We start from the raw sequence: 21,792 nt of genomic DNA on the forward strand, positions 1-21,792 counted from the left end.
CAGAAAAGGGCCTGCCCCTCCGGCTACCCCTCCCATAGGCTCACGGCGTGAGCGACCGGATACAGAAGATCGTGACGCGACTGCCCGACCTGAAGAGCGTGACCAAGGTGTGGGACATGGCTGAGCGACGGCTTGATCAAGGCGATGTGGCGTTCGTGGCCGATCTCGGCATCGCCTTGGCCGACCGATACGGTTCCTCCGCCGCTCAGGTCTGGCAGTACCGCAGTGTTTTCGACCGTCTCCTCCGCCTCCTGACCACGACCTCTGGTCAGGAGTGCGTCGAGCAGGCGTTGCGGCTCGTGTCGGCCACCTCGCCGGGCAATCGGAAGATGGCCCGCTACGCGGCTTCCCTTCTCGCCGACGGCCAGAACGCGAAGGACCTGGCCATTCCCTTCGCGGGCGGCAGTTCGCGCGCGGCAGCCTCCGAGGAGCTTCGGGCCTGCCTCGTGCAGGAGCTGGTGCTCAGGAGCGTCACGATCGCGGAGTCGCCGGCGATCGAGGCATGGGCGACGTCACCGCACTGGAGTCATCATCCGTTCGCGTGGCTGCCGCTGGAGCTGTCGGTGATCGAGGAGACGCCGCCTCTCCCGAGCTACTCAGTGGGTGGGGCCAGTTATTCGATGCCTTACGGGCCACAGGACGGCCCCGGTGTCGCCCTGGGCGGCTCTACGTCCCTGCCGCAAGCGACCGAGACAACGACGGAAGGGTTCAGCGCGGCCGCTGCCGCAGCGGTGGCCAACTGGGCGGAGGAGTCCAACGGCCGCAGCGAGGCCGGGACGTACGAGCTGGCGGAGCCGGTTGAGGCGGAGATTCTTCCGGGCCTGTTGGCGGCACTGGGGCTGGAGTGCCTGAGTGGTGTCGGTCCGCGTAATCGCTTCGCTCTCTCCGTCTGTCGCCCGGAACACGCCTGGCGCATGCTTTTCGCGGCGGCATCGACCGGTGGTGCGTACAACAACGGCGTCTACGGCGCTTACGGGCGACTGGCCGCCTGGCGTTCCCTCACTGCCCTGTCCGGAGCATCCACGACAGCGCCGGTCGGTGAAGTGGAGCGATACATCCAGGAATGCGACTGGTACAGCTTCGGGGCCGCCACGAAGTGGTTCGAACGCGTGGCGTGGGACATAGGGCTGGTCTCCGTCGTCCCGGGGGCTCGGCGCATCGCTGTGCTGGCAGCCACGGACACGGACTGATCCAGCTGAGGAGCTCGGATCACCCGCCGCCCTCCCGGGCTTTGTCGTTGTGGATCAGCTCGGCCATCTTCAGCAGGAGGCGGAAGTATGCAAACGCCTCGGGGAAGACCCACGGATGGCCCAGCTGGGCAACGCACCGGCGCAGCTTCGGCAGGCACTTCGTCATGACGTACTGTCGACCCCGGTCAAGATCCCCGTCATTCGCGAGATAGGTGGAGACGCAGCCGGCCAGCCACGTGTCCAGCTCGACCAGGTCCCCCTTGCTGCCGGCTGGAACGTCGGGAAAAGGGGATCGGCGATGGGTAGCCCAGAGCCGTCCGACCTCGCCGAGCATCGCCTGCTTGCCGTCGGGGCCGGGCCACCTCCACCCGAGCAGGTATCGCACCTCCGCCTGGCGGGGAGCTCTGCGGTGCAGAGCCTTCTCGACGCGGCGGCGATCTGCGAAGGACGCCATCTCCTGCAGCCACACCCTGCGGCTGGCCTCCAGCTTCTCCAACGTGTGAAGCAGTGCCGTCTCGTCGTTCCTGAGGTCACCCGTCGTGCTCAGGTATGACCACGTTCCGTGAAATCCAAGTGGGCAGTAGCAGCTCACGGCGTTCCTCAGAGCTCGGTGGCGCCTGCCGAAAGGGAGATCACGGTCACGAACGTGCCTGGCATACACCCGGAAACTCATGCGCTGATCATCTCGCAGCCGCCAGTTGTCAGCGGCATGGCGCCGACGTTTTGAACTGCAAAAATGCTGATTCAGATCGTCACGGCTACGGATACCAGGTGGTCGATGTCCACGTCCGAGGCCGCGTACCAGGTGGCGCCGTCGTAGGGGGAGTACCAGCGGCCGCTGGTGGGGTAGCAGGAGGAGTTCGTGACCACTCCGGAGCCGTCGCGCTTGAGGACCGTCTCGCGGGTGTTGCAGGTGCCGCTGATGGTGATCCAGTGCGGGAACAGGTCGCGGTCGTAGCCGGCGTGGTTCTCGGCGGCCACCGTGAGCCGGGACAGGTAGGTGCGGGCGGTGGAGGCGCTGATCGGGGTGGGGAGGGCGGCGGAGGCGGTGGGGGCGGAGAACAGGGCGGCGGATGCTATGAGCCCGGTGAGCGCCGCGAGGACGCCCAGCGGTCGACGCGCGTAGCGCTTCGACATGTCAACTCCATCGAGGTGTGGGGGTGTTGAACTGCGAGCGGGGGAATGCTCGTCCTGCTGTGTGGCGAACGGGGGTGCGCGCGGTGGCACCTTAATGACGGGTGCATGACACGACAAGGTTCACGGCTGAACTTCCCGTCCCGTATCATCGGCCCGGAAGGGGAGTAGCTCTTCGCCGGACCGTCGACATACTGCTCAGCCAGCCTGAGCCGGCGCCCGGAGCGCGTTCCGCCGCGGGGCGGGCCGCGCCAGCGAGACCTTCGGCAAGCAGTGCACGCCCGCGCCGCACGGCGCGGGCGTCGAGTGCGCTGCCGTGCCGAGGTGTCGTGAGCGAAGGGTTCGGCACTCTCGGCGGGGCGGCCCCGACCGATTGAGGAACCTTGATCAGCATCACCGTGACGGCGCTCGTCTTCGGCGTCGTCTTCCTCGCCGAGCTCCCGGACAAGACCGCGCTCGCCGGACTCGTGCTCGGCACCCGCTACCGCGCCTCGTACGTCTTCGCCGGCGTCGCCGCCGCCTTCGCGCTGCACGTCGTGCTGGCGGTGGCGGCCGGCAGCGTGCTGACGCTGCTGCCGCAGCGCCTCGTGCACGCGCTCACCGGAGTGCTCTTCCTGGGCGGTGCCGCGGTGCTGCTGCTGCGGAAGGGCGAGGACGGGGAAGAGGTCCGCAAGCCGCGGGACCAGTCCTTCTGGCCGGTCGCCGGAGCCGGCTTCATGCTCATCCTGGTCGCCGAGTTCGGCGACCTCACCCAGATCATGACGGCCAACATGGCGGCCCGCTACGACGCGCCGTTCTCCGTCGGTCTCGGCGCGGTGCTCGCCCTGTGGTCGGTGGCCGGGCTCGGCATCGTCGGCGGGAAGGCGCTGATGAGGCGGGTGCCGCTGGCGCTCGTCACGAAGATCGCGGCGCTGCTGATGCTCGGCCTCGGAGTGTGGAGTCTGGTGGAGTCGGTGGCCCGCTGACCGCGGGGCCGGGCGCGCGCTCCCGGGGTGCGGTGGCGGGATGCCGGAATTGTTTTGTATCGTATTGAAACAAAGTGGTCCCTGTCCGTTCCCCCTGACCGGCGGACGGGGCCACCTTGCCCCACGGGACCGCACCCACCTGCTTGGAGCTGCTGCCGATGACGGCCACCGCCACACCCGCCGTGCTCACCGCCCGCGCCCTCCTGCTCGACATGGACGGCACCCTGGTCAACTCGGACGTCGTCGTGGAGCGCGTCTGGCGGCGCTGGGCGGACCGGCACGGCCTGGACGGCGACGAGGTGCTGAAGGTCGTCCACGGGCGGCAGGGCTACGCGACGATGGCGGTGCTGCTGCCCCACCGCACCCTGGAGCAGAACCTGGCCGAGAACGCGCGCCTGCTCGCGGAGGAGACCGCCGACATGGACGGCGTCGTCCCCGTGCCCGGCGCACCGGACTTCCTCGCCGCGCTGACCGGGGTGCCGCACGCGCTGGTCACCTCCGCCGACGTCGCCCTCTCCACCGCACGGATGGCGGCCGCGGGACTGCCGCTGCCCGACGTGCGGGTGACCGCCGAGTCGGTGGGAGCGAGCAAGCCCGACCCGGAGGGCTTCCTCAAGGGCGCCGCCGAGCTGGGCGTCCCCGCCGCCGAGTGCGTCGTCTTCGAGGACTCCGGCGCCGGTATCGCGGCGGGGCGGGCCGCCGGGATGCGCGTCGTGGGCGTGGGCCCGCGCGCCGGGATCCACGGACCCGGACCCGACGTCTGGCTCCGCGACCTGACCGGGGTGCGGGTGTCCGCCGACGGCGACGGCGCGATCCGGCTGCACCTCGCCTGAGCCCCACCGCCGTGAAGCGGAGCCCCGAGGGCCGGACGGCCGGCCGCCCGACCCTCAGGGCTCCCGGGTCTCCGACTCCAGCATCCGGCGTGTCCGCGGCCCGTACACGCCCAGGCCGTCGGACTGGGTCCCACGCGCCCACTGGTAGCTGCGCAGGGCGTTCTCGACCTGCGCGTTGAAGTTGCCGTTGGCGTCCCCGTTGTAGAGCCACAGCTGGTGCAGGCGCAGTTGCAGCTCGACGACCTCCGGCCCGTGGTCACCGCGGCGCAGCACCGGAGCGGCGGAGTCCGTGTCCTGCGCGGTGGCGGTCGGCCCCGGCGGCGGGGCCGGAGCCGAGGTCGCCGGCGTCGGGCCGGGCTGCGCCGTGCGGGACGGGCTCGGTGCCGCGCTGGACCGGGACGGCGACGGCGACGGTGACGCCGAGGGGGAGGAGGAGGGCGACGCGTCGGCGCTCGCCGAGGGCGAGGCGGATGCCGAGGAGGGCCGCGCGGAGGAGGGCGCGGCGGCCTCGGGCGACGTCTCGGCCCCGGTCGTCGAGGCGTCCGGCACGGCCACCCGCACGTCCTCCGGCGACGCGACCTCCCGCGACGGCGTCGCGTACGAGAACAGCCCGGTCGTCAGCCCCGCCACGGCGACCACTCCGGCCGCGGCACCGGCCGCGCCGAGCAGGACCGTACGGCTGCGGCGGCGGCGTGCCCGCGCCCGCCCCCGCGGGCCACCGTGCGGACCGGAGACCGGGCCGGCCGCGAAGCCCGCCCCCTCGGCCTGGAACAGGTCCAGGTCGGTATCGCTCGGACGGGTCGTCGGAGGGGCCAGCGGGGCCGTCAGCGCCGAGCCCGCGGCACCGGGCGCCGCGGGCGCCGGCGCCGGGTCGGCGGCCGGTGTCGCGCGCGCCGGCGCTGCGGCGGCGGCCGGTGCACCGTGCGCCGGTGCGCCGCTCCCGCCGGTGTCCGGCCCGATCGCCCCCAGTACGACGGTCTCCTCGGTGACCGCCCCCAGTACGACGGTCTCCTCGGTGACCGCCCGCAGCGGCATGGTCTCCTCCGCGGGCGACGCGCCCCGTGCCCCGCCCGCCCCGCCGTCCGGAGCGGGGCGCCCGTCCGCAGTGGCGGTGCCGTGGACCGCGGGCCCCGGAGCGGCTGTTGCGGCGGGTGCGACGGTGTCCGGTGCGGCGGCGTTCGGTGCGGCGGTCCGCGGGCCCGTTCCCGGGGCGCCCGGGGCGCCCGGATCTCCCGGATCTCCCGACTCGGGCGGGACACGGGAGCCGGGGTGCGGCGTGCGGGAGTTTCCGGGCCCTGCCCCGTGGCGGGTCCCGGGGTGCGTGACCTCGACCCCCGCCGCGCCCTGCGACCCGGCCCGCGGGACCCCGCCGTCCGCCTCCGGCGGCCCTGCAGGCCCGCCGGCCCCGCTCTCCGGGCCGTTCTCCGACCTGCTCTGCCGACCGGTCTCCGGGCCGTTCTCCGCCCCGGGCGCCGGCCCGCTCTCCGGCGCGAACGCACGGCGCCCGTCCGCACCGTTGCCGCCGTCCAGCGCGACGTAGGGCCGTATGCGCAGCGGGTTGAACTCCTCCGTCGCTGGCGGCTCCGCCGCACGTGCATGGTGCGGGGTGTCGGACACCCGCAGTGCGCAGCCGCAGGAGGGCTCGTTGCCGGCCGCTCCGGGCGCGCCGCACTCCGGGCACTGCCGCCCGCCGCTTCCGGCGCCGTACTGGTCCACTCGTCCGTCCCTCCCCATGCGAACTCCAGAGATTATGCAGACCTTCTGCGCATCCGTCGGCCGGAACCCCCGGAACCCCGGCTTCCGGGAGGGGCCTCACATGCGCGGTGGACAGGCCCCCGGCGTGCCCGCGCTCCGTGACGGAACGTCAGCGGCACGCGGGTGGGGCCGTTTGCGCGGTCGGCGGCGGGCAACCCGAAGCGGGACCGGCCCCGGAGTCCACCGGAGCCGACACACGGAAAGGCAACCATGACCTCAGGCCTGATCATCGCTGTGATCGTGATCGCGGTGGCCGTTGCCGCCGCCCTGGCCGCCCCGACCGTGCGGAACCGCGGACGGCACGGCGGGCGCGGCCTGAAGAAGCGCTTCGGCCCCGAGTACGACCGGGCGGTGGCCCGGCACGGCGGGGACGTCGAGGCCGCCGAACGGGAACTCGGCGAGCGCGTCCGGCGCTACGGCGACCTCCACCGTGCTCCGTTGGGGCCCGCCGCGCGCGAACGGTACGCCGCCCGCTGGACCGCGGCACAGGAACGGTTCGTCGACGCACCGCAGGAAGCCGTGGCCGAAGCCGACCGGCTGATCGCCGAGGTGAGCGAGGCGCGCGGTTTCCCGGGCGGCGAGGACCACGAGGACCGGCTCGCCGCACTCTCCGTGCACCACGCCGAGCACGTGCACGGCTACCGCACGGTGCACCGCCTCGCCCGGGGCGACGCCGCACGGCAGGAAGGCAGCCCGGGCACCGAGCAGTTGCGCGAAGCCGTGATCGAGGGGCGGGCACTCTTCGAGGACCTGACCCGTGAGGAGCGGCAGGCCGGCCCGCACCGCGCCTCCGCGGAAGCCGGGGCGGCCACCCCCGACCGGGGCGAAGCAGAGCAGGCCGAACGGACGAAGCCGGCCGCGCTTGCGGACCGGTTGCCGTGGGCACTCACCCGCCGGCACGCGAAGGGGAGCTGACACCCATGCCGAAGCCTCGGACCACACCACCCCCGGCCTCCGTCCCGCCCGCACCGAACGGTGACCGGGCCCCGGACGTGCGCGGTGAGAGCGCCGCGGACACGGCCCCGGCGGGCGCACCCGCGGCGGACGGGACACGCACGCTGGAGCGGCCGCCGGCGACGGAGAGGCCCCGGGACGTGGAGGAGCCCGGGGACGCGGAGAAGCCCCGGGAAGCGGTCGCCTCGGGAACCGCGGAGGGCACGGCCCCCGCCGCCGGTGCCGCCTCCGCATCCGGAACGGTCGGCACGCCGGACGCGGGCCCCCCGCACTCCGGCGATCCGGATGCCCGCACGCCGTCCGGCCCGGGCCCTGCGGAGCGTACCGGCGCGGCGGCGACGGACCGAGCGGAGTCCAAGGACCGCCCGGACCGGCAGGCGGCGCCCCCCGAAGAGGCTCCGCTGCTGGCCCGCGAGGAGTCCGACCGGCTGGGCCGGGAGTTGACCCGGGTGCTCTCCGGATTCGTCGACGCCCCCAGGGAGTCCGTCGAGGAGGCCGACCGGGTGCTGGAGGACGTCGCCGCCCGCTTCACGGAGGCGGTGAACCGGCGCCGGAGCGGTCTGCGCGCGTCCTGGGAGACCGCGGAGGGCGAAGGCGACGGCTCCGCCGACACCGAGCAGCTCCGGCTGGCGTTGCGGGACTACCGCGACCTGGCACACCGCCTGCTGCGCGGCTGAGCCGCACGACCCCTCCACCCGGGGTGCCGGGACCGCCGCCCGTCCGCATCCGCTTCCGATACGCACCCGCTTCCGATCCGCGCCCAGGTCGGATCCGGGCTCCGCGCCCAGGTCGGATCCGGGCTCCGCGCCCAGGTCGGATCCGGGTTGCGGGGCCGGGCCGGGCTGCTGGGCCGGCCCCGGGCGGCTTCCGGCCGGAGCCGGTCGGATCGGACCCGCGGGCAGGGACGGGGCCAGGCCGGGAGGGGGCCAGGCCGGGAGGGGCGGGGAGGGCCGGGGCGCCGGCTCGGGGGCGACCGACCGGGTTACCTCCCACTACTGCGCAGCCCGGCGCCCTACTGCGCCGCCCGGCGCTGCCGCCACTGCCGTGCGACTTCCTCGACGTCGTACGGCTTCATCCCGAGCGGCGGTCCGGGCGGCGGCTTGAACATCATGTCGCGGATCTTGACGTTGACGTCCGTGACGATCTTCCGGGCGGCCCGCTCGGACGGCGCCGCGAGCGCCGACAGCAGGGCGTCCTCGGCCTCCTTGCGCAGCGCCAGCGTGGGAGGCAGCACGGACAGCCCCTCGCGGGCCATCTTGCGTTTGACCCACCACAGCTCGTCGTACGCGGCCTCCACCTCGCGCGGAAGCGGCCGTCCCGCGCCGGGCAGCCGGTCGAAGTCGCCGCGTGTCTCGGCGTCGCGGATCTGCTTCTCGGTCCAGGAGTCGAAGCTCACCCCCGGTGGCTTTCGCTCGCTCATGGGTACATTGTGCCGGACGCCGCGGTGCGGGTCGACTTATCATGCGGCGGTGGACGTCCAACCCGGCCGTCGCGCAGGGGCGTTACCAGGACGTCAAGGAGGGGCACGCGTGCTCGAACTGACCATGGCCACCGTCTCCGGAGCCGACGCGGGTGCCACGGCCGGCATGCTGATGGCCGACGCGCCGAGCGCGCCCGGTTCCGTGCTGCGGGTGGGCCGGGACAGGTCCGCGTGCCGGCTCGCGGCACCCGAGGACTGGCTGTTCGTGTCCCGGACCCACCTGGAGTTCCGTTGCGGTCCGGACGGCGCCTGGCAGCTCACCTGGCTGCGCGGCTCGCAGGCCCACCCGTCCTCCGAGGTGCGGCTCGTGGTCGACGGGCGTGAGCAGCCCGTCGCCTACGGGGGGACGGTGCCGCTGCCGCGCGGCGGCGCCGGAGAGGTCGTCGTCGTGGACCGCACCGGGCCGCGCAGTGTCAACGTCGGCTTCTACCACGAGGCCTGAGCCGGACCGGAGGGCCGGGGCGCGGGTTCAGGCGAGCACCCGGGCGAGCGCGAACCCGTCGTGGCCCTTGGCGCCGACCGTCTGGATCGCCGTGCCGCTCAGCCGCGGATGGTCGGCGATCAGGTCGATCGCGGCCCGGGTGCCCCGGACGTCGCCGTCGGTGCAGTCCGGGTCGGTGACCCGTCCGCCGCGCACCACGTTGTCGAGGACGATCAGGCTGCCCGCGCGGGTCAGCCGAAGCGCCCACTCCACATAGCGGGCGTTGTTGGCCTTGTCGGCGTCGATGAAGACCAGGTCGAAGGGGGCCGGGTTCTCGTCGGCGAGTTGGGGGAGCGACTCCAGAGCGGGTCCCACCCGGACGTCGACGATCTTGTCCAGGCCTGCCCGGGTCAGGTTGCGCACGGCCACCTCGGCGTGCGTCGGGTCGTACTCCAGGGAGACCAGCCGGCCGTCCGACGGGAGCGCGCGGCCCAGCCAGATCGTGCTGTAGCCGCCGAGCGTGCCGATCTCCAGTACGGTGCGGGACCCCTGCGTCTGCGCCAGCAGTTGCAGCAGTTTGCCCTGTGTGGGGGTGACGCTGATCGGTGGGAGCCCGGCGGCCTCGCTGTCGCGCAGGGCGGCCCTGAGCGCCTCGTCGTCCGGCGCGAGGCGGTCGGCGAAGTACGTGTCCACGTCGTTCCAGAGCTGCGACCCGCTCATGCGTGCTGCCTGCCTTTCCTCTGGCCGGCCGGCCGCCGGTGCTGCCCCGGCCGCTCGTTTCGGCTGTTCCGGATGGTCCTCGCTGCCCTGCCAGGATTTCAGACGAGCGGGCGCGCCACCCGCACCGGCTCCGGGCGCGCCACCCGCACCCGGATCACGGTGCGCGCGTGGATCACGGCGTTCCCGGATCCCGGCGCGTGCCGTCACGGTGGGTCCGAGGGGAGGGGCGACGTCAGGTGAAGCGCCGGTTGCCTGCGTCTGTACCCAGGGGCCGTGTGAGCCTCGTAGGGTGCGCAGAGCAATTCCCCGCGTACAGGGTGCGGCGGACGAATGGGGCGGGAGGCCGACGGGGCGTGGCGGATGCGGAGCACGGCGGACGACCGGCGGAAGCCCTTCAGGCGACGGCCTCCGGGACGGCCACGACACGGCTGCACGCGACGCGCCTGCTGCTGTGGCTGCTCGCGGCGGTGCTCGCGGCCCGCGAGGTCGCGGTCGTCGTCACCAGCCCGCGCGGGGAGCGGCTGACCGACCTGGAGACCTGGGTCGGCCCGCACGGCGTGCTGCACGTCAACGGTTCCCTCTACGCCTCCTCCAGTTTCACCGGTACTCCTTTCGGAGGACTTGTTCTCAAGCCGCTCACCCGGGCCGCCGAACAGGCCCTCGGCTGGGGATGGACCTTCGGCACGCTGCTGCTCGTCGTCGCGCTCGGCCTGGTCGCCGCGCGCGCCCTGCCGCAACCGGTCAACCGGCGTGCCTCCGTGCTCGCGGCGCCCGTCGCGGTCACCCTGCTGATGCTGTCGCTGCCGGTGCGCAACGCCCTGTGGCTGGGCCAGACCAGCATCATCCCGGTACTGCTGGTGCTGCTCGGCTGCTTCGTCGTGCGCGGGCAGCGGGCGAGCGGGCTGCTGGTCGGTCTGGCGGTCGCGCTCCAGCCGCCGCTGCTGCTGTTCGCGCCGCTGCTGTGGCGCACCGGACGCCGGCGGGCCGCGCTGACCGCCGCGGCCGTCTTCGCCGCGTGCACCGGGCTCGCCTGGGCGGCGATGCCCGAGGACTCCGCCACCTACTGGGTGCACCACATGGCGGGCACCGGCCTCGGTGGACCCGCCGACGCCCTGGCCAACCAGTCCCTGCACGGGGCGCTGCTCCGGCTGGGCGTCGAGGGGCTCCCGGAGGTCGCTCTCTTCCTGTCGCTGGGCACCGCCGTCGCCGTCCTCGGCCTGCGCCGTGCCGTGCGCTACGCACGCGACGGCCAGCTCCTCCTCGCGGTCGCGGTCACCGGGTGCGCCGCCATCGCCGTCTCACCCACCGCCTGGCAGCACCAGCTGCTGTGGGTGCTGCTCGCGGTCGTCGGGCGGGTGGGGCGGCGCGCCTCCGACCGTTACGTGTGGCCGGTCGCCGTCGTGCTGGTGATGACGCTTCCGCCGGCGGTCCTGCTGCCGGGGAAGGCGCTGTTCCAGCCGGTCCGCGACGATCTGGTGCTGCTCGCGGCCGTCGCCGCCGCGACCGTCGTGCCCTTCCTGCTGCGCGGCTCCCCGTACTTCCGTACGCCGGTCCCTACCCGGTACGCCGAGACCGCGCCCGCGGGCCGCCGGCGCCTGTCGCCGGTTCCCGCGCTGCGGCGTGCGCTGAGCCGGCCCGGCCTGCTGTTCGAGCTGCTGCTGATCCGCCTCACGTACTACGCGTACTCGCAGATCAGGCTGGCGGCGGCCGGGGACTCCAACAGCAGCGGCCGGGCCCTCGCCGAGGACCACGGCCACCAGCTCCTCCGGCTCGAGGATCTGCTGGGCATCGACATCGAGCACCGGGCGAACCACGCCGTGGTGCAGCACGGCTGGCTGGACGGCTTCCTCAGCTTCTACTACGAGTCGTTCCACTTCGCCGTGCCGCTGACCGTCCTCGCCGTGCTGTACTGGCGCCGCCCCGTCGACTACCGCTGGGCCCGTTCGGCGCTGGGCTTCGCCACGGTGCTCGCCCTGGTCGGGTTCTGGCTCTATCCGCTGGCTCCGCCCCGGTTGATGCCGGGCCTGGGCATCGTGGACACGGTGCACGGCCCGCAGGACTTCTCCCGGCCCGACTACGGCACGCTCACCGAACTGACCAACCAGTACGCGGCGATGCCCTCGCTGCACTTCGGCTGGTCGCTGTGGTGCGGCCTGGTGATCGCGGTGTGCGCGCCGAAGCGGTGGATGAAGGCGCTGGGTCTGCTGCACCCGCTGCTCACGGTGGCGGCGATCATCGGCACCGGAAACCACTGGGTGCTGGACGCGTTCGGTGGTGCCGCCGTGGTCGGTGCGGGTTTCGGTCTGACGTACGTCCTTCAGGGGCCGCGCCTGGGGCCCGCGCGGGCGGCGGCCGCCGTCGGGCGGGTGCCGGCGGAGCGGGAGAAGGACCGCACACCCGGCTGACCCGGTGGTGCCCGGCGCCGGGCCGGTGGTGATCCGGCGGTTCGTGGCGCCAGGCCGGTGATGCGTGGCGCCGGGCCGGTGGTGCGTGGCGCCGGGCCGGTGGTGCGTGGCGCCGTGCCGGTGGTGCGTGGTGCCGGGCCGATGGTGGGCCGTGCCGCGCCGTGCTGTGCCGGGCCGAACCGGCGGTGGACCGTGCGGGTGGCGCGCGGGGCCGCCCGCGGGTCACTCCCGGCCGGACGCGGTGAGCGCCAGCGCGCCCGTGGTGGCCGTCGCGATCAGCAGGGCGACCGCCAGCGCGTCGTGGACGACCAGCCAGGCGCCGGCGGTCGCGCCGGCGAGCATCGCGGTCACCGCCTGGACGCGGCGGGCGGAACGCCGTCCGTCGCCGCCGCCGAGCCAGGTGTCGGCGGCGAGACCGGCCAGGGTCCGGGTCATGACCGTGGTGGTGAGGTCGGGCACGCCCAGCCTCCGCACGGTGGCGTTGCGCAGCCCCATCGCGCACGCCATCAGCCCGATCATCACGTACGCCCGGGCGGGTGCGGCCGGCGCGGCGAGGGCCGTGGCCGCCGCCGCGCCGAGCAGTACCGCCTCCATGGCGAGCGCGGTCCGGGTCCAGGTGCGCGGGCGGGTTCCGGCGCGCAGGCGGCGCGCGAAGCGGCCGCCGATCACGGCGCCCGGCAGGAAGCAGGCCAGGGACGTCGCCGTGTGCTGCACCGAGAAGCCGGGGGCGCCGGCTCCCGCGAACCCGAGGATCACGATGTTGCCGGTCATGTTGGCGGTGAAGACGTGGTGCAGCCCCAGATAGCTCACGGCGTCGACCAGGCCGCTGACCACGGTCAGCGCCAGCAGCACGGGGACCAGCGGGAGACCGCCCGTTCCGGGTGCGTGCCGTGCCGTGCCTGCCGCCCGCCTCGGTGCCTCGGAGCTCATCGCCCCAGTGGATCACGGCGGGGGCGGCGACACGGCGAAGGCGGCGGCCCCGGAGTGGGGGTCGCCGCCTTCGGGGGCGCGGTGCCGGTGCCGGCCGCTGCCGGATCAGTACCAGCCGTGCGACTGCCAGAAGTTCCAGGCGGCGACCGGGCTGCCGTAGCGGGAGTCCATGTAGTTCAGGCCCCACTTGATCTGCGTGGCGGCGTTGGTCTTCCAGTCGGAGCCGGCGGACGCCATCTTGGAGCCGGGCAGCGCCTGGACCAGGCCGTAGGCGCCGGAGGAGGCGTTGCGGGCGTTGACGTTCCAGCCGCTCTCGTGCTGGACGATCTTGGAGAAGGCGTTGTACTGCGCGGCGTCCGGGATCATCTTGTGCGCGATCGCCTTGGCCTGGGAAGCCGACGCGACGGACGTGGTCGCGGCCTGGGCGGGTGCGGCCGTCAGGGCCATGCCGGTGGTGGCGGCGGCCAGGGCGACGGCGGTGAGGGCCTTCTTGGGGGTGGCGACGTTGCGGACGATGCGGGAGACGGACACGGAGAACCTTTTCTTCGGGGACGTGGGTGCCGGGCGAGGCCCGTGACCGCGGTGCGCGGCGGGGGCATGCCTCGGCGCCGCGGCCCTGAGGGCACGTCGGCGCCGTGCGACGTCCTCCACGGAAACAGGCCGGCGAAGTGTCCGCAATGACCCCTTTTACTAGTTGTGGTCGCATCCGTCGGTCCCGGTGGTGGTGTGACCGGGCTCTCACCGTGCAGGTCGGAAGCGCTTTTGTGGTGCACGTGTCATGCCTTTCGGCTACGGCCCGGGATCGTAGGTGACGTGCGTCATGTGGGGTGCTTCACCACCCGGCCCGCCCGGTGTGACGGTGGGCGTACGGCAGCTCACGCGGCGGGTGCGTCGAACGTGACCGGCGTCTCGAAGGCCGCCCGCCGGGTCGCCCGGCGCAGCGCCTTGAGGACCGCCGGACCGAGGAACACCGTCAGCGCGACCGTGACCAGGGCCCGGCCGAGGTCCCAGCCGAGCGAGGTGGCCAGGCAGTACGCCAGGAAGTGCGCCAGGTTCACCGCGACCGGCGCGTGCGCGTCGAAGGCGATCGTCGAGGCCAGCGTGCCCATGAACGGCCAGCCCGCCAGATTCATCACCGTGCCGTAGGCGAAGGCCGCGAGGAATCCGTAGCCGGCCAGCAGCGCCGACTCCGCCCGCCCCCGCAGCCGCTCCGGGCCCGGCAGCAGCCCCGCGCCCAGCGTGAACCAGCCCATCGCCAGCATCTGGAACGGCATCCAGGGCCCCACCCCGCCGGTCAGCAGGGCCGACGCGAACATCGTCACCGAGCCGAGGACGAAGCCGAAACCCGGGCCCAGGACCCGCCCGCTGAGCACCATCAGGAAGAACATCGGCTCGATGCCCGCCGTGCCCGCACCGATCGGGCGCAGCGCGGCACCCGTGGCAGCCAGCACCCCGACCATCGCCACCGCCTTCGGCCCCAGCCCCGACTCCGCGATCGTCGCCGCGAGGACCGCCACCAGCAGCACCAGCAGGCCGGCGAACAGCCACGGCGCGTCCTGGGCGTGCGCGGACAGACCCGAAGCCGGCGGCGCCAGGAACGGCCAGCCGAATCCCACCGCGCCCACGGCGCTGACCAGCAGCAGAGCCAGTACCGACCGGGGGCCGAGGCGGACCGCGCGGGCCCGCCGCGCCCCGGACCGCCGGGCGCTCATGCCAGCACCTCCCTGACCTGCGACACGGTGAGCCACTCCTGGGGCGCGAGGATCTTCGTCACCTGCGGTGCGAACGAAGGGGAGGACACCACCACCTCGGCCGTCGGCCCGTCCGCGATCACCTCGCCCTCGGCGAGCAGCACGACCCGGTCGGCCAGTTCGGCCGCCAGCTCCACATCGTGCGTGGCCAGCACGATCGTGTGCCCCTCGGCGGCCAGTCCGCGCAGGATCGCTACCAGGCGGGCCTTCGCCGCGTAGTCCAGCCCGCGGGTCGGCTCGTCCAGCAGGAGCAGCGGCGGGCGCGCGGCGAGCACGACCGCCAGTGCGAGAGCGAGCCGCTGCCCCTCGGAGAGGTCCCGCGGATGGGTCGCGTCCGCGACGCCGGGCAGCAGCTCCGCGACCAGCGCGCGGCAGGTGCCGGGTCCGGCGCCCGCGTCCCGGTCGGCGGCCGCGCACTCGGCGGCGACGGTGTCGGCGTACAGCAGGTCGCGCGGTTCCTGGGGCACCAGGCCGACCCGGCGCACCAGCTCCCGCGGCGCCGTGCGGTGCGGCACCGCGCCGCCGGTCAGTACCGAGCCGGCGGTCGGCCGGACCAGCCCGACGAGCGCGCCGAGCAGCGTCGACTTGCCCGCGCCGTTGCGCCCCATCAGGGCGACCGTCTCACCCCCGGCGAGTGTCAGGTCGACCCGGCGCAGTGCCTGGACCTGGGCACGGCGCACGGCGAGGCCGTCCACCTCCGCCACGGGACCCGGCGCGGGCGCCGCGGCGGCCGGGGCACGCCGGAACAGGCGGCGGCCCGGGCGCGCGGCCGCCGGTGCGGCGGGCCGCGCGGGAGCCGGAGGCCCGCCCCGGCGCCCGCCCCGGGCTCCCTCGCCCGGCTGCTCCGCGGGGCGCGCGCCTGCGCCGCCCGGCCGCGGCGCCGGTCGTTCCGTGTCGCGGCGCCGGGCCTCCAGGCTCTCCCGCAGCCCCCCGGCCCGCCGCCGCGCGTCCCGCACCGTCAGCGGCAGCGGCGACCAGCCCGCCAGCCGGCCCAGCCCCACCACCGGCGGGTACACCGGCGACACCGCCATCACCTCGGCAGGGGTGCCGACGACCGGCGGCGCGCCCGGGCCGGGCAGCAGCGCGATCCGGTCGGCGTACTGCACCACCCGCTCCAGCCGGTGCTCCGCCATCAGCACCGTCGTGCCGAGGTCGTGGACCAGCCGCTGCACCACCGCGAGGACCTCCTCGGCGGCCGCCGGGTCGAGCGCGGAGGTCGGCTCGTCCAGCACGAGCACCTTCGGATGCGGGGTGAGCACCGAGCCGATGGCCACCCGCTGCTGCTGGCCCCCGGACAGCGTGGCGATCGGCCGGCCGCGCAGCCCGGCCAGGCCCAGCAGGTCCAGCGTCTCCTCCACGCGCCGCCGCATGACGTCCGCCGGCAGCCCCAGCGACTCCATGCCGTAGGCGAGTTCGTCCTCCACGGTGTCGGTGACGAAGTGCGACAGCGGGTCCTGGCCCACCGTGCCCACCACGTCGGCGAGTTCGCGCGGCTTGTGGGTGCGGGTGTCCCGGCCGGCGACGGTGACCCGCCCGCTCAGGGTGCCGCCGGTGAAGTGCGGTACCAGACCGCCGACCGCGCCCAGCACGGTGGACTTGCCGACCCCCGACGGGCCGACCAGCAGCACCAGTTCGCCCTCCGGGACGTCGAGGTCCACACCCCGCACGGTCGGTTCGGCGGCGCCGTCGTAGGTCACGGAGACGTTCTCGAAACGGATCACGACGGCTCCTTGGGGGAGGGGGCGAGCACGGCGGGGGCCAGCCCGAGCAGCACGGCGGCCGCCGCGCCGAGCGGGAGCCCCGGGGCGACCAGCGGCACCACGCCCGGGTGCAGGGCCGCCGGGTCCGCGGACGCGGCGACGGTGAGCAGCGCGGCCACCGCCGCGCCCGAGACGGCGACCAGGCAGGCCCGCAGATCCCAGCGGTCCGGCCGGTAGCGGGTGCGCGGGGTCCGGCGGCCGCCGAGCCAGAGCCCGGCCAGCGCGGCCGCCACCCCGGCCAGCAGCACCGGCAGCCCGTAGGTGCCGCCCTCGGCGGTGAGCAGCCCGTACGTGCCCGCGCACACGCCGAGCAGGCCCAGCAGGGTCAGCGCGGCCGTGGTGCGGCGCACCGCCGCGGGCACGTCGGCGGTACGGCCGTAGCCGCGGGCGTCCATCGCGGCGGCCAGCGCGACCGAGCGTTCCAGCGCGCCCTCCAGGACGGGCAGCCCGACCTGCAGCAGGCCGCGCAGGCCCCGGTCCGGGCGGCCGCGCAGCCGGCGGGCGGCGCGCAGCCGCTGCGCGTCGGCGATCAGATGCGGTGCGAAGGTGAGCGCCACGACGACGGCGACCCCCGTCTCGTACAGGGCGCCCGGCAGTGACTTCAGCAGCCGCGCCGGGTTCGCCAGCGCGTTCGCCGCGCCGACGCAGACCAGCAGCGCGGCCAGCTTCAGGCCGTCGTACAGCGCGAACAGCAGGCCCTCGGCGGTGACGTCGCCGCCCAGCCGGATGCCCTGCGCCCAGTGCGGCAGCGGCACCTCGGGAAGGGAGGCGAGCACGTGCGTGCCGGGGATGGGGGAGCCCAGCGCGACGGCGAAGACGAGGCGGACCACGAGCACGGCCAGGGCCAGCCGGAGGAAGGCGGAGTAGGAGCGGGCCCAGGGAGCGCGGGACCGGCAGGTGGTGACGACGTAGCCCGACACCGCCAGCAGCAGTGCCAGCAGCAGCGGGTTGGTGGTGCGGGTGGCGCCGGTGCCCAGGCCGAGGGCCCACAGCCACCACGCGCCGGGGTGCACGGAGCCGCCGGCCCGCCCGGTCGGGCGGCCCGGGCGGCGGCGGCGCCCGGCCGGCGCCGGGGCGGCCGGGCCGGGCACGGTGCCCGGCAGGTCAGGCACGGCGGCGCGCCTGCCACACGGCCGCCCCGGCCAGCGCGGCGATCACCGCACCGCCCGCGAGGAGCCCCACCGACGGCCCCCCGTCCGAGGAGCCGCCGCCCTGCTGCCCGCTCGCCGTCGCCGGTGTCGCCGCCGGGGTCGCCCCGCCCGCGTCCCCGGTGCCCTGCGCGGTTCCGCCGCCGCCCGCACCGGACACCTGCTCCCCGCAGCCCTTCCGCGGGTAGCCGGCGATCGCGCACAGCAGGGCGTTGCCGTCGTAGCGGAGCGGTTTCGCCACCGCCGCCAGCGCCTCGGCCGTCGTCGCGTCCGGGGCGACGCGGGCGCACGCGGTGCGCTCCCCGGGCGGGGCCTCGCCGGCCGGGGCGTCGGCCGGGACGCCGAAGTCGAGGACGAGCGCGACCCGTTTGCTGCCCTCCCGGGCCGGGGTCCGCGCGCAGATCGCGGCGAAGTCGGCCGTGCCGCGCGGCCGGGCCGCGTCGGAGGAGTCCTCGCTCACCGCGAACCGGAAGCCCTGCACTGCGCCGTCCTCCGGCCGTGCCGTCGAGGGGCCCTGGGTCGCGTAGACCCACCGGCCGCCGTCCCGCTCCCAGAAGGACCAGTAGCGGTAGCCGGTGGCCTGCGCCTGGGACGCGCCCGCGAGCGGCAGGAGGACGGCGGCCAGCAGCACCAGGGCGCGGCGGATCACGCCCGCCGCCCCTTGAGGCGGCCGCTCAGCAGGAAACCGACCCCGGCGCCCGCGACCAGGCAGACGCCGACGAACCACCACACGCTGAAGGAGGAGCCGTCGTCCTTCTTCTCGGTCGCCGCCTGCGCGCCCGCCGCCGAGGCGGTCGCGGAGGCCGCCGGCGCGGCCTGCGGGGCCGGGCCGGTCGCGTTGAGCTGCGCGACCAGGTCCTGGCCGCCGAAGTGGCGCGGGTCCGCGCCGGCCGCGTGGGCGGCCAGGACGAGCTGGGCGTAGGCCGCCGGGCCGCTCTGCTTCGCCCAGGCCGCAGAGTTCTGCCGGAGCCAGTCGAGCGGCTTCGCCGCCTGCTCGGCGCCGCCCTGCGCGGCGAGCGCGACCACCGCGTCCGCGGTGTTGCCGTAGTCGGGCTGGTCGTCGGCGCCGGGCAGGGCGGAGACCAGGTGGCCGTCCTCGGCGACCGCGGCGGCGAGGTAGGCGGCGCCGTTCGCGGCGGCCTGCGCGGGCGTGCCGGGGGCGGCGCAGCCGGCGGCGCCCTGTGCCTTCCCGGCCTTGGCCACCATGCCCTGGCCGAGTGCGCCGAGCACTCCGGCCGCCGTGGCGTCGGCGTTGGCGGTGAGCTTGCCCGCCTTGTCCGGCTGGTAGGCGAAGGCGCCGCCGTCACCGCACGGCAGGGCCAGCTTCAGCAGCGCGTCGTAGGGCGACTTGCCGTTCTTCACCACTTCGGCGGGCTTCTCGCCGGCGGCGGCCAGCGCACCGATGACGACGGACGTGGAGTTGGTGTCGCTCGCGCCGCCCGGGGTGTAACCCCAGCCGCCGTCCGCGTTCTGCACCGACGTCAGCCAGGAGACCGCCTCGGAGGTCTGCGCCCGGTGCCCGCCGAGCGCGGCGAGCGCCTGCACGGCGGCGGCCGTGCTGTTGGTGTCGACCATCGTCTTCGCGTCGCAGGCCTTGGAGGGATCGGCCCGGAAGGCGGCGTAGGCGCCGTTCGCGCACTGCTGGCCGGTCAGCCAGTCGACCGCCTTCCCGGCCGGGCGTATGCCGACGGTGTGCTGGGCGAGCAGCGCGAGGGACTGGCGCCAGACGCCGTCGTACGTCGGGTCACCGGTGCCGTACAGCCCGGACGGGATCACGATCGACGGAGACGCCGAGGGGGTCGGGTCGGCTGCTGCGGCGGGTGCGGCGGCGGCGCCGAGCACGGCGACGGCGGCCACGGCCGCGGCGCTGCGGGGGAGTTTCATTAGACGGCTGCTGCCTTCCCTGAAGGGAGCGCGGGCAGCACGGGACGACCCCGGCGGCTCCGGCTCCGTAGACCTCGACGGTGCCGTGCGGCGGCGGACTGCCGGCGCACTGAGCCGGTCACGTCCGTACGAGGCGGTCCGGCTCACCGCCCGAGGGCGGCTCACGGTTGCGGGTCAGCGCCGGAATTGCACCGGCTTTCCCTCGTACGGGTGTGATGACGACGCGGCCACCTTACCGGCCTTCGGGGGGCGGCCCGAGGGGGGCCGCCCGCCGGGAGTAGTTTCCCCGCCATGGCATCGGCATCGACGGGCAGGCTGCTCGGCTCCGGCCGCAGCGCGGACGTGTACGAGATCGACCGGGCGTGGGTGCTGCGCCGCGACCGGCAGGGCCGGGGGGACGCGCTCGCGGAGGGCGCGGTGATGGAGTACGTCCGGGGGCACGGATACCCGGCACCGCGGGTACGCCTCCCCGACTGCTCGCGCACCGAGCTGGTGCTGGAGCGGCTGTCCGGGCCGACGATGCTGCGGGCCTGCCTCGACGGCGAACTCGGCGCCGAGGAGGCCGGCGCGGCGCTGGCCGAGCTGCTGCGGGTACTGCACGCCCTGCCCGGCCGGAGCCCCGGCACCCGCGTCCTCCACCTCGACCTGCACCCGGACAACGTGCTGCTCACCGCGGACGGTCCCCGGGTGATCGACTGGACCAACGCCGAGGACGGCGACCCGGGGCTGGACTGGGGCATGTCCGCGATGATCCTCGCCCAGGTGGCCGTGGGGCCGGACGAACTGGCCGGACCGGCCCGCGCGATGCTCACCGCGCTGCTCGCCAACCCCGCCGGCCTCACCGGCGAGGGGCTGCGCGAGGCCCGGCGCAGACGTGCGGCCAATCCGACGATGGACCGCTGGGAGCTGGAACTGCTGTCCGACGCGGACCGCCTGATCCGCGACCACCTGGGGTGAACGGCCCGCCCCGCCCGGTCCGGAGCCTCGGCGCGCCGCCGAACACGGGCCTGCGGGGCTGGTGCGGTCGCCGGGCCCTGTGTGAAGCTTGCGCACTGCATCGAGCGGTTCGTCGTGGAGGAGCAGCGTGCGCGGGGTGGGGGCGGCAGTCGCCGCGGCAGTGACGGCAACGGTCCTGACGGGCTGCGGCGGCGGAGCCGGCGGGGACACGGCGGACGAGGCGGGCGAGGGCACGCCGCGGACGAGCGCGAGCAGCGCCTCGCCGTCGCCGTCCTGGGACGGTGGAAGGCGGAGAACGCCGACCCGGGTGGAGGCCGACTTCCGGATGGCGGCCGAGGCCGGGGGCTTTCCGCGACCGGTGTTCGACACGATCCACTACCCGGAGCTCCCTCACGCCTGCCGGCTCATGGCATGGCTGCCGACGAAGACGCCACCCGACCCGGCGGACGTGGAGAAGGCCGCCGCCGTACTGAGGAAGCGCGGCTGGAACGTCGACGCGTTCGGCTCCGAGGACGGCATGTCGGCGTGGGGAGTCGATCGGAGGCCCTGGGCGGGAACGATCAACTCCGGGTTCTTCCGGAAGGAGGACCTGGCGGCCAAGCTGCCCGCCGACCGGAAGGACGAGGTGGACGACTTCACCGGCCTGGTGTTCGATCAAATATCGAACACCTGTGGTGAGCCGCTCCCGCCGCCGGGCTCTACGCCCTCCTTCTGACCTCCCGCTCCGTCAGGTCGAGCAGTCGGCAGGCCGTCTCGATGTCCGCCCGCACCTCGGCGATGGAGGCGCGGCCGGAGAGCCAGGTGATCAGGGCGGAGTGCCAGGTGTGCGCGATGACGCGGACCGCGGAGAGCTGGCCCGCCGTGGGCTCCGCCAGGCCGGTCGCGTCCAGGATGATCGCGGTGGTCTGCCGGGACACCTGGTCGACCTCGGGGGAGACGCTGCGGTCGGCGAAGGTCAGCGCCCGGACCATCGCCTCCGCCAGGTGCGGTTCGCGCTGGAGGGCGCGGAAGGCCCGCATCAGCGTCTGCGCCACCCGTTCGGCGGCCGAGTCGCCGGCCGGGGGGTTCCGGCGCAGCGTGCCGTGCAGGCGCTCCAACTGGTCCTGCATGGTGGCGACCAGCAGGTGGATCTTGGAGGGGAAGTAGCGGTACAGGGTGCCCAGGGCCACCTGGGAGGCCTCCGCCACCTCCCGCATCTGCACCGCGTCGAAGCCGCCCCGTCCGGCCAGTTGCGCGGCCGCGTCCAGGATGCGGCGGCGCCGGGCCTCCTGCTGCTCGGTGAGCGGTGGGACGGGCGGTCCGGCGGCCTCCGCCCTGCCCGCCCTCGCCCCCCTGGCCGTGCGGGCCGCCCGCGGCGGCGCGGCCTCCTTCGACGCCTTCGGCGCCTTCGGTGGTCTCGGCGCTTCGGCTTGCGCAGACATGGGCTCCCCGTTCGTGACAGTCCGTGCGGGCGGGCCGGTGGACGGCAGGGCGCTCGCCCGCCCGGATGCGGCACAGGCGCCGGC

At 74.9% G+C, this 21,792-nt stretch carries 21 protein-coding genes, 1 pseudogene and 1 riboswitch; of the genes and pseudogenes, 9 read left to right on the forward strand and 13 right to left on the reverse strand.

Annotated elements, in window-relative coordinates; all coding sequences use genetic code 11:
• The first annotated feature begins 47 nt into the window (after positions 1-47).
• Positions 48-1,190 carry a DUF6183 family protein gene (locus ACL02U_RS02225; RefSeq protein ID WP_412788854.1) on the forward strand — a complete coding sequence of 381 codons (1,143 nt, stop codon included), beginning with the start codon at positions 48-50 and terminating at the stop codon, positions 1,188-1,190.
• A 19-nt stretch (positions 1,191-1,209) separates the two neighbouring features.
• Here the strand turns inward: ACL02U_RS02225 and ACL02U_RS02230 are convergent, their stop codons facing one another.
• Complete coding sequence (locus tag ACL02U_RS02230; RefSeq protein ID WP_412788855.1) at positions 1,210-1,686, reverse strand: hypothetical protein; 477 nt, start codon at positions 1,684-1,686, stop codon at positions 1,210-1,212.
• A gap of 260 nt (positions 1,687-1,946) precedes the next feature.
• Positions 1,947-2,327: pseudogene (locus ACL02U_RS02235) on the reverse strand (hypothetical protein); the annotation flags it as partial.
• A gap of 380 nt (positions 2,328-2,707) precedes the next feature.
• On the opposite strand from ACL02U_RS02235, the gene ACL02U_RS02240 reads away from it, so the two are divergent.
• Positions 2,708-3,289, forward strand: coding sequence for a TMEM165/GDT1 family protein (locus ACL02U_RS02240; protein WP_412788856.1), 582 nt, complete (start codon positions 2,708-2,710; stop codon positions 3,287-3,289).
• Positions 3,290-3,447: 158 nt separating this feature from the next.
• Positions 3,448-4,122: an HAD-IA family hydrolase gene (locus ACL02U_RS02245; RefSeq protein WP_412788857.1), complete on the forward strand. Its 675-nt coding sequence runs from the start codon at positions 3,448-3,450 to the stop codon at positions 4,120-4,122.
• Positions 4,123-4,176: 54 nt separating this feature from the next.
• Here ACL02U_RS02245 and ACL02U_RS02250 read toward each other — a convergent pair whose 3' ends face one another.
• Complete coding sequence (locus ACL02U_RS02250; protein WP_412788858.1) at positions 4,177-5,157, reverse strand: peptidoglycan-binding domain-containing protein; 981 nt, start codon at positions 5,155-5,157, stop codon at positions 4,177-4,179.
• 930 nt (positions 5,158-6,087) lie between these two features.
• On the opposite strand from ACL02U_RS02250, the gene ACL02U_RS02255 reads away from it, so the two are divergent.
• Positions 6,088-6,792, forward strand: a complete 705-nt coding sequence (locus tag ACL02U_RS02255) for a hypothetical protein (protein WP_412788859.1) — start codon at positions 6,088-6,090, stop codon at positions 6,790-6,792.
• 5 nt (positions 6,793-6,797) lie between these two features.
• The gene (locus ACL02U_RS02260) at positions 6,798-7,508 is read left to right on the forward strand and encodes a hypothetical protein (RefSeq protein WP_412788860.1); all 711 of its coding nucleotides are present in this window, start codon (positions 6,798-6,800) and stop codon (positions 7,506-7,508) included.
• A 335-nt stretch (positions 7,509-7,843) separates the two neighbouring features.
• On the opposite strand, the gene ACL02U_RS02265 is transcribed toward ACL02U_RS02260, so the two are convergent.
• The gene (locus tag ACL02U_RS02265; RefSeq protein WP_412788861.1) at positions 7,844-8,251 is read right to left on the reverse strand and encodes a DUF1992 domain-containing protein; all 408 of its coding nucleotides are present in this window, start codon (positions 8,249-8,251) and stop codon (positions 7,844-7,846) included.
• Positions 8,252-8,360: 109 nt separating this feature from the next.
• Here ACL02U_RS02265 and ACL02U_RS02270 point away from each other — a divergent pair, with 109 nt between their 5' ends.
• The gene (locus ACL02U_RS02270) at positions 8,361-8,753 is read left to right on the forward strand and encodes a hypothetical protein (RefSeq protein WP_412788862.1); all 393 of its coding nucleotides are present in this window, start codon (positions 8,361-8,363) and stop codon (positions 8,751-8,753) included.
• A 27-nt stretch (positions 8,754-8,780) separates the two neighbouring features.
• On the opposite strand, the gene ACL02U_RS02275 is transcribed toward ACL02U_RS02270, so the two are convergent.
• Positions 8,781-9,452, reverse strand: a complete 672-nt coding sequence (locus ACL02U_RS02275; protein ID WP_412788863.1) for an O-methyltransferase — start codon at positions 9,450-9,452, stop codon at positions 8,781-8,783.
• Between the two features lie 353 nt (positions 9,453-9,805).
• On the opposite strand from ACL02U_RS02275, the gene ACL02U_RS02280 reads away from it, so the two are divergent.
• On the forward strand, positions 9,806-11,857 hold the full coding sequence (locus tag ACL02U_RS02280; protein ID WP_412788864.1) for a bifunctional glycosyltransferase 87/phosphatase PAP2 family protein: 2,052 nt from the start codon (positions 9,806-9,808) through the stop codon (positions 11,855-11,857).
• A 222-nt stretch (positions 11,858-12,079) separates the two neighbouring features.
• On the opposite strand, the gene ACL02U_RS02285 is transcribed toward ACL02U_RS02280, so the two are convergent.
• From ACL02U_RS02285 to ACL02U_RS02315, 7 genes are all read right to left on the reverse strand, one after another.
• Positions 12,080-12,787, reverse strand: coding sequence for a YoaK family protein (locus ACL02U_RS02285; protein WP_412788865.1), 708 nt, complete (start codon positions 12,785-12,787; stop codon positions 12,080-12,082).
• Between the two features lie 105 nt (positions 12,788-12,892).
• The gene (locus tag ACL02U_RS02290) at positions 12,893-13,318 is read right to left on the reverse strand and encodes a transglycosylase SLT domain-containing protein (RefSeq protein WP_412788866.1); all 426 of its coding nucleotides are present in this window, start codon (positions 13,316-13,318) and stop codon (positions 12,893-12,895) included.
• A gap of 344 nt (positions 13,319-13,662) precedes the next feature.
• Complete coding sequence (locus ACL02U_RS02295; RefSeq protein WP_412788867.1) at positions 13,663-14,499, reverse strand: ECF transporter S component; 837 nt, start codon at positions 14,497-14,499, stop codon at positions 13,663-13,665.
• Positions 14,496-16,259, reverse strand: a complete 1,764-nt coding sequence (locus ACL02U_RS02300) for an ABC transporter ATP-binding protein (RefSeq protein ID WP_412788868.1) — start codon at positions 16,257-16,259, stop codon at positions 14,496-14,498. Before ACL02U_RS02300 ends, ACL02U_RS02295 begins: the two co-directional genes overlap by 4 nt.
• Entirely contained in the window at positions 16,256-17,401 is a 1,146-nt protein-coding gene (locus ACL02U_RS02305; protein WP_412788995.1) for an energy-coupling factor transporter transmembrane component T, read from the reverse strand. The genes ACL02U_RS02300 and ACL02U_RS02305 overlap by 4 nt, the downstream gene beginning before the upstream one ends.
• 1 nt (position 17,402) lies before the next feature.
• Positions 17,403-18,095 (reverse strand): SCO2322 family protein, encoded by a 693-nt coding sequence (locus tag ACL02U_RS02310; RefSeq protein ID WP_412788869.1) that lies wholly within the window; start codon positions 18,093-18,095, stop codon positions 17,403-17,405.
• A complete protein-coding gene (locus ACL02U_RS02315; RefSeq protein WP_412788870.1) occupies positions 18,092-19,330 on the reverse strand; it encodes a prenyltransferase/squalene oxidase repeat-containing protein in 1,239 nt (412 codons plus the stop codon). The genes ACL02U_RS02310 and ACL02U_RS02315 overlap by 4 nt, the downstream gene beginning before the upstream one ends.
• A 135-nt stretch (positions 19,331-19,465) precedes the next feature.
• Positions 19,466-19,532: riboswitch (cobalamin riboswitch) on the reverse strand.
• Positions 19,533-19,621: 89 nt separating this feature from the next.
• Between ACL02U_RS02315 and ACL02U_RS02320 the strand changes: the two genes are divergently transcribed.
• On the forward strand, positions 19,622-20,287 hold the full coding sequence (locus ACL02U_RS02320; protein ID WP_412788871.1) for a phosphotransferase: 666 nt from the start codon (positions 19,622-19,624) through the stop codon (positions 20,285-20,287).
• Between the two features lie 127 nt (positions 20,288-20,414).
• Complete coding sequence (locus ACL02U_RS02325) at positions 20,415-21,002, forward strand: hypothetical protein (protein ID WP_412788872.1); 588 nt, start codon at positions 20,415-20,417, stop codon at positions 21,000-21,002.
• On the opposite strand, the gene ACL02U_RS02330 is transcribed toward ACL02U_RS02325, so the two are convergent.
• A complete protein-coding gene (locus tag ACL02U_RS02330; protein WP_412788873.1) occupies positions 20,986-21,708 on the reverse strand; it encodes a TetR family transcriptional regulator in 723 nt (240 codons plus the stop codon). The two genes, ACL02U_RS02325 and ACL02U_RS02330, sit on opposite strands and share 17 nt — an antisense overlap.
• Positions 21,709-21,792 lie beyond the last annotated feature (84 nt).

This window comes from Streptomyces sp. MS06 (assembly GCF_047200655.1).
In the GTDB taxonomy this organism is placed as follows: Bacteria; Actinomycetota; Actinomycetes; order Streptomycetales; family Streptomycetaceae; genus Streptomyces.

Bases quoted from the DNA above. Each gene is read 5' to 3' on its own strand.
- ACL02U_RS02245 (WP_412788857.1), top strand. From the start codon at position 3,448: ATGACGGCCACCGCCACACCCGCCGTGCTCACCGCCCGCGCCCTCCTG.
- ACL02U_RS02250 (WP_412788858.1), bottom strand. From the start codon at position 5,157: ATGCCGCTGCGGGCGGTCACCGAGGAGACCGTCGTACTGGGGGCGGTC.
- ACL02U_RS02255 (WP_412788859.1), top strand. From the start codon at position 6,088: ATGACCTCAGGCCTGATCATCGCTGTGATCGTGATCGCGGTGGCCGTT.
- ACL02U_RS02260 (WP_412788860.1), top strand. From the start codon at position 6,798: ATGCCGAAGCCTCGGACCACACCACCCCCGGCCTCCGTCCCGCCCGCA.
- ACL02U_RS02265 (WP_412788861.1), bottom strand. From the start codon at position 8,251: ATGAGCGAGCGAAAGCCACCGGGGGTGAGCTTCGACTCCTGGACCGAG.
- ACL02U_RS02275 (WP_412788863.1), bottom strand. From the start codon at position 9,452: ATGAGCGGGTCGCAGCTCTGGAACGACGTGGACACGTACTTCGCCGAC.
- ACL02U_RS02285 (WP_412788865.1), bottom strand. From the start codon at position 12,787: ATGAGCTCCGAGGCACCGAGGCGGGCGGCAGGCACGGCACGGCACGCA.
- ACL02U_RS02295 (WP_412788867.1), bottom strand. From the start codon at position 14,499: ATGAGCGCCCGGCGGTCCGGGGCGCGGCGGGCCCGCGCGGTCCGCCTC.
- ACL02U_RS02315 (WP_412788870.1), bottom strand. From the start codon at position 19,330: ATGAAACTCCCCCGCAGCGCCGCGGCCGTGGCCGCCGTCGCCGTGCTC.
- ACL02U_RS02320 (WP_412788871.1), top strand. From the start codon at position 19,622: ATGGCATCGGCATCGACGGGCAGGCTGCTCGGCTCCGGCCGCAGCGCG.
- ACL02U_RS02330 (WP_412788873.1), bottom strand. From the start codon at position 21,708: ATGTCTGCGCAAGCCGAAGCGCCGAGACCACCGAAGGCGCCGAAGGCG.